The organism is Micrococcus sp. KRD026 (assembly GCF_017168445.1).
Classification (GTDB): domain Bacteria; phylum Actinomycetota; class Actinomycetes; order Actinomycetales; family Micrococcaceae; genus Micrococcus; species Micrococcus luteus.
Map to the genome: position 1 here is coordinate 10051 of NZ_JABFBA010000007.1, position 12035 is coordinate 22085.

General features: G+C 70.9%; 16 protein-coding genes. 11 read left to right on the forward strand and 5 right to left on the reverse strand.

The genetic code is table 11. The features are described from left to right. The 5 genes from J1M40_RS02705 to J1M40_RS02725 all read left to right on the forward strand — a co-directional run. The coding region (locus J1M40_RS02705; protein ID WP_342356877.1) for a MetQ/NlpA family ABC transporter substrate-binding protein at window positions 1-1030 on the forward strand (1030 nt) is incomplete at its 5' end. A gap of 3 nt (window positions 1031-1033) precedes the next feature. Next, window positions 1034-2128: a methionine ABC transporter ATP-binding protein gene (locus tag J1M40_RS02710; protein ID WP_078026103.1), complete on the forward strand. Its 1095-nt coding sequence runs from the start codon at window positions 1034-1036 to the stop codon at window positions 2126-2128. Next, window positions 2125-2802, forward strand: coding sequence for a methionine ABC transporter permease (locus J1M40_RS02715; RefSeq protein ID WP_036313181.1), 678 nt, complete (start codon window positions 2125-2127; stop codon window positions 2800-2802). The genes J1M40_RS02710 and J1M40_RS02715 overlap by 4 nt, the downstream gene beginning before the upstream one ends. 87 nt (window positions 2803-2889) lie before the next feature. Continuing rightward, complete coding sequence (locus tag J1M40_RS02720) at window positions 2890-3756, forward strand: thioesterase family protein (RefSeq protein ID WP_010078797.1); 867 nt, start codon at window positions 2890-2892, stop codon at window positions 3754-3756. Further along, entirely contained in the window at window positions 3753-4523 is a 771-nt protein-coding gene (locus J1M40_RS02725) for a lipoate--protein ligase family protein (RefSeq protein ID WP_036338947.1), read from the forward strand. Before J1M40_RS02720 ends, J1M40_RS02725 begins: the two co-directional genes overlap by 4 nt. A 31-nt stretch (window positions 4524-4554) precedes the next feature. Here the strand turns inward: J1M40_RS02725 and J1M40_RS02730 are convergent, their stop codons facing one another. Genes J1M40_RS02730 through J1M40_RS02740 form a run of 3 tightly spaced genes read right to left on the reverse strand, consistent with a single transcriptional unit; the run spans window position 4555 to window position 6958 of the window. Then, window positions 4555-5175 carry a uridine kinase gene (locus tag J1M40_RS02730; RefSeq protein WP_155933146.1) on the reverse strand — a complete coding sequence of 207 codons (621 nt, stop codon included), beginning with the start codon at window positions 5173-5175 and terminating at the stop codon, window positions 4555-4557. Between the two features lie 32 nt (window positions 5176-5207). Beyond that, the gene (locus J1M40_RS02735; protein ID WP_095346716.1) at window positions 5208-5864 is read right to left on the reverse strand and encodes an MBL fold metallo-hydrolase; all 657 of its coding nucleotides are present in this window, start codon (window positions 5862-5864) and stop codon (window positions 5208-5210) included. Next, entirely contained in the window at window positions 5864-6958 is a 1095-nt protein-coding gene (locus tag J1M40_RS02740) for an S-(hydroxymethyl)mycothiol dehydrogenase (protein ID WP_206450443.1), read from the reverse strand. The genes J1M40_RS02735 and J1M40_RS02740 overlap by 1 nt, the downstream gene beginning before the upstream one ends. Window positions 6959-7163: 205 nt before the next feature. Between J1M40_RS02740 and J1M40_RS02745 the strand changes: the two genes are divergently transcribed. The 4 genes from J1M40_RS02745 (at window position 7164) to J1M40_RS02760 (ending at window position 9062) form a co-directional block, all read left to right on the forward strand. Continuing rightward, on the forward strand, window positions 7164-7400 hold the full coding sequence (locus J1M40_RS02745; RefSeq protein ID WP_144919267.1) for a SoxR reducing system RseC family protein: 237 nt from the start codon (window positions 7164-7166) through the stop codon (window positions 7398-7400). A gap of 1 nt (window position 7401) precedes the next feature. Further along, window positions 7402-8253, forward strand: a complete 852-nt coding sequence (locus J1M40_RS02750; protein ID WP_166437405.1) for an SOS response-associated peptidase — start codon at window positions 7402-7404, stop codon at window positions 8251-8253. A 92-nt stretch (window positions 8254-8345) separates the two neighbouring features. Further along, entirely contained in the window at window positions 8346-8738 is a 393-nt protein-coding gene (locus J1M40_RS02755) for a hypothetical protein (protein ID WP_241252019.1), read from the forward strand. A 36-nt stretch (window positions 8739-8774) separates the two neighbouring features. Beyond that, a complete protein-coding gene (locus J1M40_RS02760) occupies window positions 8775-9062 on the forward strand; it encodes a hypothetical protein (protein ID WP_180971863.1) in 288 nt (95 codons plus the stop codon). A gap of 68 nt (window positions 9063-9130) precedes the next feature. Here J1M40_RS02760 and J1M40_RS12595 read toward each other — a convergent pair whose 3' ends face one another. Both J1M40_RS12595 and J1M40_RS02770 read right to left on the reverse strand, forming a co-directional pair. After that, window positions 9131-9850, reverse strand: coding sequence for a PKD domain-containing protein (locus J1M40_RS12595; protein ID WP_247297959.1), 720 nt, complete (start codon window positions 9848-9850; stop codon window positions 9131-9133). Between the two features lie 215 nt (window positions 9851-10065). Further along, window positions 10066-10785, reverse strand: a complete 720-nt coding sequence (locus J1M40_RS02770; protein WP_206450444.1) for a DUF6318 family protein — start codon at window positions 10783-10785, stop codon at window positions 10066-10068. Window positions 10786-11260: 475 nt separating this feature from the next. Between J1M40_RS02770 and J1M40_RS02775 the strand changes: the two genes are divergently transcribed. Beyond that, entirely contained in the window at window positions 11261-11587 is a 327-nt protein-coding gene (locus tag J1M40_RS02775; protein ID WP_036338972.1) for a DUF6504 family protein, read from the forward strand. After that, window positions 11584-12035 (forward strand): PHP domain-containing protein (locus J1M40_RS02780; protein WP_206450450.1); only part of this gene is annotated, 452 nt, incomplete at its 3' end. The genes J1M40_RS02775 and J1M40_RS02780, both read left to right, overlap by 4 nt.

A 12035-nucleotide genomic window follows, 5' to 3' on the forward strand; every position in this document is an offset into this window, starting at 1 on the left:
GTGCGGGGTGGGCCGTGCTGTGCCCCGCGGGGAATCACCCACCGCACGGCCCACCCCGCACCGTTCCGCACCCGCCGTGCCCACCCGCGCCGGCGACGTCGCACCGTCCTCCAAGGAGAACCCCATGACGACCCCCTCGAACATCTCCCGCCGCTCCTTCGCCGGCCTGTCCCTGGCCGCCGTCGGCGCGTTCGCCCTGACCGCCTGCAACTCGCAGGCCGAGGAGAAGAGCGACGACGGCGCCCAGACCGTGCGCATCGGCGTCGTGTCCGAGAACGAGTCGCACCGCGCCCTGGTGAAGCTCGCGAAGGAGAAGCACGGCATCGACGTCGAGATCCGCAACTTCACCGAGTACACGCAGCCGAACCCGGCGCTGGACAACGGCGACATCGACATGAACTGGTTCCAGCACATCGCCTACTTGGCCGACTACAACCAGGCCTCCGGCAAGGACCTGACGATGATCGGGACCACCGAGATCATCCCGCTGCCCCTGTACTCCAAGAAGTACACGGACGTCTCCGAGTTCAAGAAGGGCGACACCGTCGCCATCCCGAACGACACCGTGAATCAGGCCCGTGCCATCAATGTGCTCGTCGCCGCCGGCCTGTTGAAGCTGTCCAATGAGACCATCCGCCCGGAGGTCCGCGACATCGACGAGGCCGCCTCCACCGTGACGGTGCAGCCCGTGGCCGCGCAGCAGACCGTGAACGCGCTCGAGTCCGTGCAGGGCGCGGTCATCAACAACACCTTCTCGGCGGACGCCGGCATCGACACGAACACCGCCCTGTTCAAGGACGACCCCGAGGACGACTCCGCCAAGCCGTACGTCAACGGCTTCGCCGTGCGTCGCGAGGACCGCGACAACGAGACCTACAAGAAGATCGCGGCCCTGTACCACGAGCAGCCCGTGCTGGATGAGTCCGCGAAGCTCTCCTCCGGCACGAGCGTGCCGGTGCAGCTCGACACCGCCCAGATCGACGAGACCCTGAAGCAGTACCAGGACGCGATCGCGAAGCAGGGCGCCTGATCCATGGCAGGTTCCCATACGTCCGACCGTGACGCGGTCACCCCGGGGCGCCCCTCCGCGGGCGCCCCGGGGGAGCCGGTCATCGTCTTCGACCACGTCAGCCGCGTCTACGCCGCCAAGAAGGGTGCCGGTGTGAAGGCCGTGGACGACGTCTCGCTCGCCGTGAACCGCGGCGAGGTCTTCGGCGTCATCGGCTTCTCCGGCGCCGGCAAGTCCACCCTGATCCGCATGATCAACGGGCTGGAGAAGCCGACGTCGGGCACCGTCACGGTGCTGGGCCAGCAGGTCTCCCATCTCTCCGAAGCGAAGCTGCGTCCGCTGCGCACCCGCATCGGCATGGTGTTCCAGCAGTTCAACCTGCTGACCTCCCGCACGGTGGCCGGGAACATCGAGTTCGCTCTGGACACGGCCGGCTGGCCGCGGTCCAAACGCCGCGCTCGCGTGGCGGAGCTGCTCGAGTTCGTCGGCCTGGCGGACAAGGCCAAGCACTACCCGGAGCAGCTCTCGGGCGGCCAGAAGCAGCGCGTCGGCATCGCCCGCGCCCTGGCCGCCGAGCCGGAGATCCTGCTCGCAGACGAGGCCACCAGCGCCCTGGATCCCTCGACGACGCACGAGGTGCTCTCCGTGCTGCGCCGCGTCAACGAGGAGCTCGGGGTCACGATCGTGGCCATCACCCACGAGATGGAGGTCATCCGCTCGATCGCCGACCGCGTCGCCGTGATGGACAGCGGCCGCGTGGTGGAGTCCGGCAAGGTCTACGACCTCTTCTCTCGGCCCGCCCACTCCGCCGACGCCGCGTCCTTCGTGGCCACGGCGCTCAAGGACCGGCCGAATGCCGAGGAGGTGGCCCGCATCCGGGCGCGCACCGAGGGTCGGCTGATCATGGTCTCGCTCAAGGACTCCGCCGCGGTCTCGGCGGTGCTCGGCACCGCATCGACGCGCGGCGTGGGCTTCGAGATCGTCCACGGCGGCATGTCCGCCACCAAGGACTCCGCGTACGGCCTGCTCACCGTGGCGCTCACGGGCGAGGCCGCCGCGGTGGACGCGTTTGTCGCGGACCTGGCCGGCGCCGGAGACGTGCAGGAGGTGCACCAGTGATCGACCGATTCCAGAACCTCGACTGGGGGTACTACGGCCCCGAGCTGATGACCGCCGTGGGGGACACCCTCTACATGGTCGGCTGGTCCTTCATCCTCGGCGGCATCCTCGGCCTGCTGGTCGGGCTCGTCCTCTACACCACGCGCCCGGGCGGCATCTTCGCCAACCGTGCCGTCTACCTGGTCACGAACTTCATCGTGAACCTCATCCGGCCCATCCCGTTCGTCATCCTCATCGCCGCCCTGCAGCCGCTGACCATCGCGGTGCTCGGCACCGGCATCGGCAACACCGCCGTGGTGTTCTGCATGATCTGGGCGTCCACGTTCGGCATCGCCCGCATCGTGGAGCAGAACCTCGTCTCGCTGGACCCCGGCGTGATCGAGGCCGCCCGCGCGATGGGCGCCTCCCGCATGCGGATCGTGCGCGCCGTGGTGCTGCCCGAGGCCCTCGGCCCGCTGATCCTCGGCTTCACGTTCGTGATCATCTCGCTCGTGGACATGTCCGCGATGGCGGGCATCATCGGCGGCGGCGGCGTCGGCAACTTCGCCATCGTGGAGGGCTACAACCGGTTCCGTCCGGAGGTCACCTGGCTGGCCGTGATCGTGGTGATCGTGTTCGTCCAGGCGCTGCAGCTGATCGGCAACGGCATCGCCCGCAAGGTCATGCGCCGCTGAACCCCGGCTCGGTCCGCACGACGACGGCCGGTGACATCCCGCGGGGACGTCACCGGCCGTCGTCGTCGTTCTGGCAGACTTCGGCCCATGACCGACATCACCTCCACCCCCGCGGCCTCCGTCGCCGACGATCCCCTGGCCTTCTACGTGCGCCTCGGCGAGCCCACCGTGGACGCCGACGGCGTCCGCACCTCCCGCGTGCGCTCCACCGTGCACGCCCAGGGCGCATGGCGGGAAGAGGAGATGCACATGGCCGCCGTCTCGGGCCTGCTGCTGCACGAGGTGGCCGCGCACGAGACCACTCCCGGGCTGCGGGTGGGACGGCTCTCCTACGACATCCTGGGCACGCTCTGGTCGGGCGAGCTCGAGGTGGTCACGCGCACCCTGCGTCCGGGCCGGACCATCGAGCTCGTCGAGTCCGTGCTCCACGCCCGGGGCCGCACCGTGCTGACCCTGCGGGCCTGGCTGCTGTCCACCTCGGACACCTCCGCCGTCGCCCAGCTGCCGGACGAGCCCCTCCCGCCGCGCTCGCAGGCGCAGGCGCACAACGCGCTCCACGGATGGGGGGGCGGGTACATCGCCTCCCTCGACGGCGTCATCCTGCCCGGCCACGGGCCGGGCCACGGCCGGGTGTGGCTCACCACGGACCGTGAGATGGTGGCGGGGGAGAGCACGAGCGACCTGGTCCGCCTGATCAGCCTCACCGACGCGGCCAACGGGATCGCCCCGGCCCTGCCGGCGAAACCGGGCGGGTGGTTCTTCCCCAACGTGGACCTGCAGATCCACCTGTACCGCGAGCCCACCGGCCACTGGCTCGGCCTCGCGGGGCAGGTCACGGTGGGCCCGGACGGCGTGGGCCTGACCAGCACCGTCCTCCACGACGACGACGGCCCCTTCGCCCACGCCGAGCAGACCCTCACCCTGCGCTCCTGGCCGGCCGAGGGCGGCCTGTGAGCGCAGCTCCCCGGCTGCGCTGGGCCGTGCAGGAGCGGACCCTCGGGGCCGTCGAAGACCTCGACTGGGCCATGGACGAGCTGGCCGTCTTCCGCGCCGCCGCGGCCGAGGGAAGGGCCCTCGACGGCCTGATCCGCGTCTACGTGCCCGAACCGACGGTCGCGTTCGGCCAGCGCGACGCCCGGCTGCCCGGCTTCGAGGCCGCGGCCGCGGCGGCCCGCGCCCACGGCTTCGAGCCGGTGGTGCGCCGGGCCGGCGGACGGGCGGCGGCCTACCACCACGGCTGCCTGGTGGTGGACCACCTGAGCCAGCAGGAGGACGCGGCGCTCACGCAGCAGGCCCGGTTCGCGGAGTTCGCCGACCTGTTCGTGCGGGCGTTCGCGCGCATGGACGTGCCCGCCTCCGTGGGCGAGATTCCGGGGGAGTACTGCCCGGGCGAGTTCTCCGTGCAGGGTCCTGCGCCGACATACCCGGTGAAGCTGGCCGGCTCCGCGCAGCGCGTGGTGAAGGGGGCGTTCCTGTTCTCCACCCACGTGGTGGTGTCCGACCCCGCTCCGCTGCGGGCCGTGCTCGTCGACGTCTACCGGGAGCTCGGCCTGGACATGGACCCCCGCACGGCGGGCGCGGCCGAGGACGTGCGCCCCGGGGTGAGCGTTCCCGCGTTCGCCGCGGCCCTGCGGGAGGAGTACACGGCGTGGGCGGCCGCCGCCGGGATCGAGGTCGTGGCCGAGCAGCTCGCCGTCCTCGGCGCGCGCACCTCCGGCTGAGGGCACGGACGGCCCGGCTGCGGGCGGGCCGTCAGGCCGTGAGATCCGCGATGATCTCCCGCTTGCGTCGCGGGGTGAAGCCGGCCGCCACGGCCGCCGCCCGGCGCGCCGCGTCCGTCCGGTACAGGGACCAGCCCCGCTGCACGAGGAACGGCACCGGCTTGCGGCGTTCGGCGACATCGCGCACGAACCGGCGGGCCGCCGTCGTGGTCCGCGCCTGGTCGATGTACCAGGCCGCGTAGTGGACCTCGGCCCGGTCCAGGGCGGCGGGCATGCGCTCGGCGAAGATGCCCTCCGCCACGATCACCCCGTCCGGTTCGAGCGCGACGGTGCTGTGCCCGCGGACGGAGGACGTGGAGATGTCGTAGTCGGGCACGCGCGTGGCGCCCTCCTCGAGCAGCTCGACGACGGCGTCCACGGCCGCCTGCTCATCCCATGTTCCGGGGTGGTCCCAGTCGATCTCGCCGTACGGGGTGCGCGGGAACACGGGGCCGGGCCCACCCGCGGCGCCGTCGTCGGACTGCGGACGGTAGAACGCATCGAGCGAGAGGTGGGGTCGGCCGTGCTGCCGGGCCAGGTAGGACTTGCCGGAGCCCGACGCGCCGCCGAGCAGGATCACGGAGGGAGGGGGCGAGGCGGGGAGGATGGTCACGGGGGACCATTCTTCCCCACCTCGGCGCGTCCTCAGTGGCCGCGGTCGATCCACTCCTGCAGGTGCGGCTTCTCCGTGCCGATCGTGGTGGAGTCGCCGTGGCCGGTGTGGACCACGGTGGCCTCCGGCAGCGGGAGCAGGCGCTCGCGGATGGACTCGATGATCGTGTCGAAGTCCGAGTACGAGCGGCCGGTGGCGCCGGGCCCGCCCTGGAACAGGGTGTCGCCGGAGAACACGACGCCGGTCGGGGCGCCGTCGTCGCCGGCCTCGCCCAGGGCGGGGGCGTACAGGCAGACCGAGCCGGGGGAGTGACCGGGGGTGTGCAGCACCCGCAGCTCGACGCCGGCCACGCGCAGGACGTCGCCCTCGGCGAGCGCGCCATCGGGCTCCTCGTCGGGGAAGACGTCGTCCCAGAGCATGCGGTCGGCGGGGTGGAGCAGCGCGGGGGCGTCCACCATCTGGCGGAACTCCTGGACCTGGCGGATGTGGTCGTCGTGGCCGTGGGTGAGGACGATGGCCAGCACCTGGCGGCCGTTCACCTTCTTCCAGACGGCCGAGGCATCATGGGCCGGGTCGATGACGACGCACTGCTCCGCGCCGCCGACGATCCACACGTTGTTGTCCACGTCGAACGTCTCCCCGTCCAGGGAGAACGTGCCGGAGGTGACCAGGTGATCGATGCGCGCCATCAGAGCACCACCACCGAGCGCAGGACGTCGCCGGACTTCATCGTCTCGAAGGCCTCGTTCACCTCGTCCAGGGCGATGGTCTCCGTGACGAACTCGTCCAGCGGCAGGCGGCCCAGGCGGTACTGGTCCACGAGCATCGGGAAGTCGCGCTCCGGCAGGCAGTCGCCGTACCACGAGGACTTCAGCGCGCCGCCGCGGCCGAAGACCTCCAGCAGGGGCAGCTTCAGCTCCATGCCGGGGGTGGGCACGCCCACCAGGACGACGCGGCCGGCCAGGTCCCGGGCGTAGAACGCCTGCTCGTAGGTCTCCGGGCGGCCGACCGCCTCGATGACCACGTCGGCGCCGAAGCCGCCGGTCGCCGCGCGGATGGCCTCCACGGGGTCCTCGTCCTTCGAGTTCACGGTGTGGGTGGCGCCGAGCTCCTCGGCCTTCGCGAGCTTCTTGGCGTCGATGTCCACCGCGATGATCGTGGTGGCGCCGGCGAGCTTCGCCCCGGCGATCGCGGCCACGCCGACGCCGCCGCAGCCGATCACGGCCACGGACTCACCGAGCTTGACCTCGCCGGTGTTGATGGCCGCGCCGATGCCGGCCATGATCCCGCAGCCGAGCAGGCCGACCGCGGCCTGTTCCTCGGGCGTGTCAACGCCGTCGACCTGGGTGCACTGCTTGGCGTGGACGAGCGTCTTGTCCGCGAACGCCCCGATGCCCAGGGCCGGGGACAGCTCCGTGCCGTCCTCGAGGGTCATCTTCTGGGTCGCGTTGTGGGTGTTGAAGCAGTACTTCGGCTCGCCCTTGCGGCACGCGCGGCACTCGCCGCACACGGCGCGCCAGTTGAGGATCACGGTGTCGCCGACCTTGACGTGGTCGACGCCCTCGCCGATCGCGGAGACCACGCCCGTGGCCTCGTGGCCGAGCAGGTACGGGTACTCGTCCCCGATCCCGCCCTGCTGGTAGTGCAGATCCGTGTGGCAGACGCCGCAGGTCTTGATGTCGACGACGGCCTCGCCGGGTCCCGGATCGGGGATGACGATGGTCTCGATGGTGACGGGGGCGTCCTTCGCCATGGCGACGACGCCGCGGACCTTCTGGGACACGTTGTTCCTCCTGGTGGTGGGGATCTGCCCGATGCCGCGCATGCGTGGGGCAGCGCGACGTGCGGGCTCGTTCTGCCCATCCCATCACAGGACCCTGTGCGACGCATCGGTGAGCGGCCGGGGGGCCTGGTGTGTGGCGTCACCACGACGGCCGGGGGAGACTGCAACCGGACCCGCAACATCGATGCGAACGGAGGGGCGAACCGTGGCACGACATGGCAGAGACGAGGACGAGGCGCACGAGGCTCCGGCCGGTGCCGGCACGCTCGCGCAATGGCGCATCCCACTGGTGGGGCTGCTGATCGGCGTCGGCCTGGGGGTGGTGTTCGGACTGGGCACCGAGAGGCCCTGGGGCACTGTGCTCGGCTGCGCGATGATGGGCTTCGCCCTCGGCATCGCGTGGATGTATGTCGAGCGCGGCCGGGACGGGAGGGACCGCTGACGTGTGCGGCCGCTACGTGATGGCCCGCGCCACGAGCGACCTGGTGGCCCTGGGCGATGCCGAGGCGAATGAGGACCTGGTGCTGCGCCAGAGCTGGAACGTGGCGCCGACAGCCGAGGTGCCGATCCTCGTGGCGCACGCGGACGACGTCGGCGCCGGAGGCACCCGTGGGGGCGACGGCGGTGCCGGGGTGACCCGGCGGATCCACGTGGCCCGCTGGGGCCTGGTGCCGCCGTGGGCGAAGGAGCTGTCCGTGGGGTCCCGTGCGTTCAACGCGCGCTCGGAGACCGTGGCCTCCAAGCCGACGTTCCGGGCCGCCGTCCGCGCCCGCCGCTGCGCCGTGCCGGTGGAGGGCTACTACGAGTGGAAGACGCCGGAGCCTGGCGCCAAGGGTCCCGACGGGCGGGCCGCGAAGAAGCAGCCCTACTACGTGCACCCGGCCGGGGCCGGGGACGGCGAGGGGCCGGTCATCTGGTTCGCCGGCCTGTACGAGTGGTGGCAGGACCCCGAGGCCAAGGCCGCGGGGGAGGACGCCTGGGTCCTCTCGACGACGGTCCTCACCATGGCCGCGCCCGACGCGGACGACGACGAGCCGGTGCTCGCCGCGCTCGGCCAGCTGCACGACCGGCTACCCGTGCCCATGGGCGCCGAGACGATGGACCGGTGGCTCGCTCCGGACACGCTCGGGTCCGCCGAAGAAGCCGACGCCCTCGTGGGCCAGGTGTGCGCCGGCGCGTACGACGTCGCGGCGGGCTGGTCGCTGCGGCCCGTGGGGAGCGCCGTGGGGAACGTCCGGAACAACGGGCCGGAGCTGACCCAAGAGATGAGAGAGCAGCAGGGAACGCTGCTCTGAAGGACGGGGCGACGGGGATGACCTGCCCGTGAGACGCGGAAGCGCGGTGCCGCGGTGAGGCCGGAGACGGTCATCTCCTGTTCACCCTGTCCGTGGACGGCACCCCGGTGGCCGCCGCTCTCTACGACGAGACCGCCGGCACTCCGGAGGGCAACAGAGGCCCCTCTGCCGGGCTCGTCTACGCGTGGGGCGAGCACAGCCTGGCCGACCCCGTGTTCGGGGACTACCCCGAGCGGTTCCTCACGCTGGAGCACGCCGAGCCGGGCGTGCTGCTGCCGTTCCGGCCCGAAGGCCTGGGCGACGACGCGGCGGTCGCGGAACTCTCGTGGGGTCCGCGCTGGGGTGCCCTCTGGCGCGACACCACGGTGGACTCCTTCACCGGGTTTCACTACCTCGCCGACGCGACATACCCGACCGACGACCGCCTCGTCCTCGACTGGTCGCTGGACGGGATGACCAAGAGTGAGGACGTCATCATCACCTAGGACGCGGCGCGGTCCGACGTCTTCGCGCTCGTCGAGTTGCTCGCGGACGGGCAGAAGCCCCGGGCCCTGAACGTGCCGGCGGGGGAGGACGCCCCGTCTCCCGGCGAGGCGGACCCGGTGCCGCCCGCCGAGCAGGAGCCCGTCGACACTCCGGCGCCCGTGGCCGGGGAGGAGCCGGGTGAGGGAACGGGCGAGGAGGAGACCCACACGACCCCGGACACGGTCGAGACCGGGCGTGAGGTCCCGGCGGGCGCGCTCGGAGCGCTCGGGGCCCTCGGCGCGGGACTCGTGTTCCTGGCCCGGGGGCGGGTGCGCCGGGTCTGACACACCCGGCCGACGAGGGGGCCGCGGGGCGGTGGACGGGAGACCGTCGGCCGCCCCGCGGTCCGTCCTCAGCCGGCCGGGGCGGATTCGATGGGGCCGGCGCAGCCCCAGGCTGAAGAGTCGACGCTGCAGTCATCGGCGACATTGCGGGTGATGGTGCGCCAGATGTTCGCGGTGACGGGGGCCGAGTCGAGGCTGATGGTGCCCGGGATGAGCACCCACTCGCCCCCGGCCTCCCGGTATTCGCCGATGTAGACGGTGGTGAGGCGGACCGTGTACTGCCCGGTGTCCTCGTACACGTGGCTCGTGGGGGTGGGGACGTTGAACTCCGGCTGGCTCTGGCCTGCGACCGAGGTGGTCTTGGTGGGGGACCCGTCCCCGTAATCCCAGTGGAAGCTCACCGGCGTGGCGCGGAGTTCGACCTCGACCCCGTTGAGGGTGGTGACGAGCGTGCGCGTCTCGGCGTCTGCGTAGAAGTTCGTCTCCGCATTGCGGATCCCGCGTCCGCCGTTGTCCGACCGGATCTCAGGCTCCAGCACGAGGAGCGTGCGGACCTCGTCGATGGAGACGGGCGGGGCGCCGTTGCTGGAGGCCTTGGCCGTCCAACATTTGGGGGCGCCATAGACGGGATTCGCATCAGGTTGACGGGTGTCTATGGTCTGCGCCCGGATCCATGAACCCTCGGGGCAGAAGTTGTCCTCCTGCTCTCGGCAGCTCTCGAAATCCGAGTTGCCGAGCTGCCCTGGGATGCACGCACTGACCGTCTTGTGCTCTAGGTGGGATGCCACGGGAGCCGACGAGTTTGCACCGTCTGTTCCAGGTGAAGAAATCTCCGACGGATCGGTGCAATTTACTTCAGACTTCACGGCGTTGTCGCCTATTCCATAGGAATTTCCCTGGGTGCCACATTTGACTACGGGTTCTTCGGAGGCAGCGGGCTGTGCAGTAAGGAGCAGGGAGGTAAGAGCGAAACCGCACAGGAAAAGCCTAGGTTTCATGCTGGTCATCCGGCTGGAGACTCGAGCGTCATGCTGTCTACGACCCAATGTCCAAGGTCACTTGAGTAGGAAAGTTCTGCAATCCACGGACTTTCAGGTGAGGCTGAAACCTCTCCGCCGGGAAGAATTTTTCCCTTGGAGTCACGGGCAGTCTCAGGGCTCAGATCGATGAGAAGTGTTGCTATATATCCGTCTGTAGATGGCTGGGTCGCCATGGAGGTGATGCTTGGGCCGTCGCCAGACATCCATCCGTCGTTCTCATATAGACCTGTCATTGACTGCTTGTACTGCTCGCAAAATTTGCAAGTCTTGCCTGATACCTCTTGCAGAGGTTGGGGCTCACCCGTCTGCTGCAGGAAATAAGTCGCCTCCCAGAAATAGCGAATCGCCGCCTCGGCGCCCTCCTTGGTCTCTTCCTTCATGGCGGCGGGCATCTCCGGCTTGGGCACGTTCTGAGCGGGGCCGTCGGCAGACGCGGGCACGTATTCGCTGGACCCGCTCTCCGTGGCCGTGGGGGATGAGTTGACGCCCGCGGTCTCGCTCGTGCTCGCGGGCGCGGACGTCTCGACGGCGGGCTTGGCGGACGAGGGCGACGTCGTCGACGACTCGGCGGGCTCGGACTGTCCGCCGCAGGCGGTCAGTGCGAGCGCCAAGGCCACGCTGAGCGTGCCTGCCTGGGCGAATCGGTGGCGGCGCAGGGCGCGCCCGGGTGCGGTGAGAGACATTTCCCCTCCAACTGGACGTCCGTCGTGTGTCCGCGCCTCCCGCGCTGATCCCGCAGCGCGGTGCCCGTGGCATGCGAGGCCCGGTTGGTTCGGAGTATACGCAGACGGATTGTGGTCCTGCTCGCATTGTCCACAGGGCCGTGCCGACGCACTTCTTCCGGCCCAAGAGGCGATTTTCTCGTGCATGTGCGCCCCAGGGTCGGATTCGAGGCCCACGGCCAGGACTCGGCCAGCCGGCCTCACGAAAAGGGCGTTCCCGGCCTCGCCCGTCTCGGGGCGGTGCGTCCTTAACGTGTCCGGCGGGCGCCCTACCTTCGCACACATCGCATTCGAACACATATTCGAGTACGATCGGGGGTGCGGCCCCACCTTCCCACTTCTTCCCCGCGTCCGGTCCGCCGGACGGGCCGCGCTCCCATCGCCCGACGGCACCCCGTCGTCGGTCCGGTCAGCAGTGCACAGGGAGAGAAGCAGAATGGGAGTCCTCACACAGTCGGTGGCGGTGGAGTGCGGGGCAGACGGCACCCCGCAGGGGCTGCGCTGGAACGGGCGGGACTACGTCCTCGCAGAGCGCCCCGTGCGCTGGTTCGAGCGGCGCCGCTGGTGGGCGGAGGAGGTCCGCGCGGAGAAGGGCCGCGGCGCCGGTCTCGTCGACCACGAGATGTGGCGGCTGCAGGTCCGCCTGGCCCGGGCCGGCGCCGCGCCCCTGCAGACCCTCGACGTCGCCCACCACCTGGACTCCGGCCGGTGGCGGCTCGTGCGCGTCCACGAGCACGCCCAGGACCTGAGGCGGTCGGCATGAGCCAGGCCGCCGCGGCCGGACGCACCGCCGCACCCTTCGCCCACCTGCACGTCGCCTCCGCGTTCAGCGCCCACCATGGGGTCAGCTGGCCCGAGGACCTCGTGGCCGCCGCCGCGGCCGCGGACATGGACCTGCTGGCCTGCACCGACCGGGACGGGCTCTACGGCATGGCCAAACACGTGGGCGCCTGCCTGCGCCACGGCATCACCCCGATCGTGGGCGTGGACCTGGCCGTCCGGTGGAGCGAGGACGAGGACGCCGGCCGCGTGGTCGTGCTCGCCCGAGGAGGCTGTCATGGCTCCGGCTACCGCTCCCTGTGCGAGCTCATCTCCGCCGCCCACGCCCGCACCACCGGGGGAGCGGCGGGCGGCAGCCCCTGGGCCAGCGTCGCCGAGCTCGCCGCCGCGGCGGCCGGCCGTGTCCCCACCGCCGCCAACCGGGACAACCC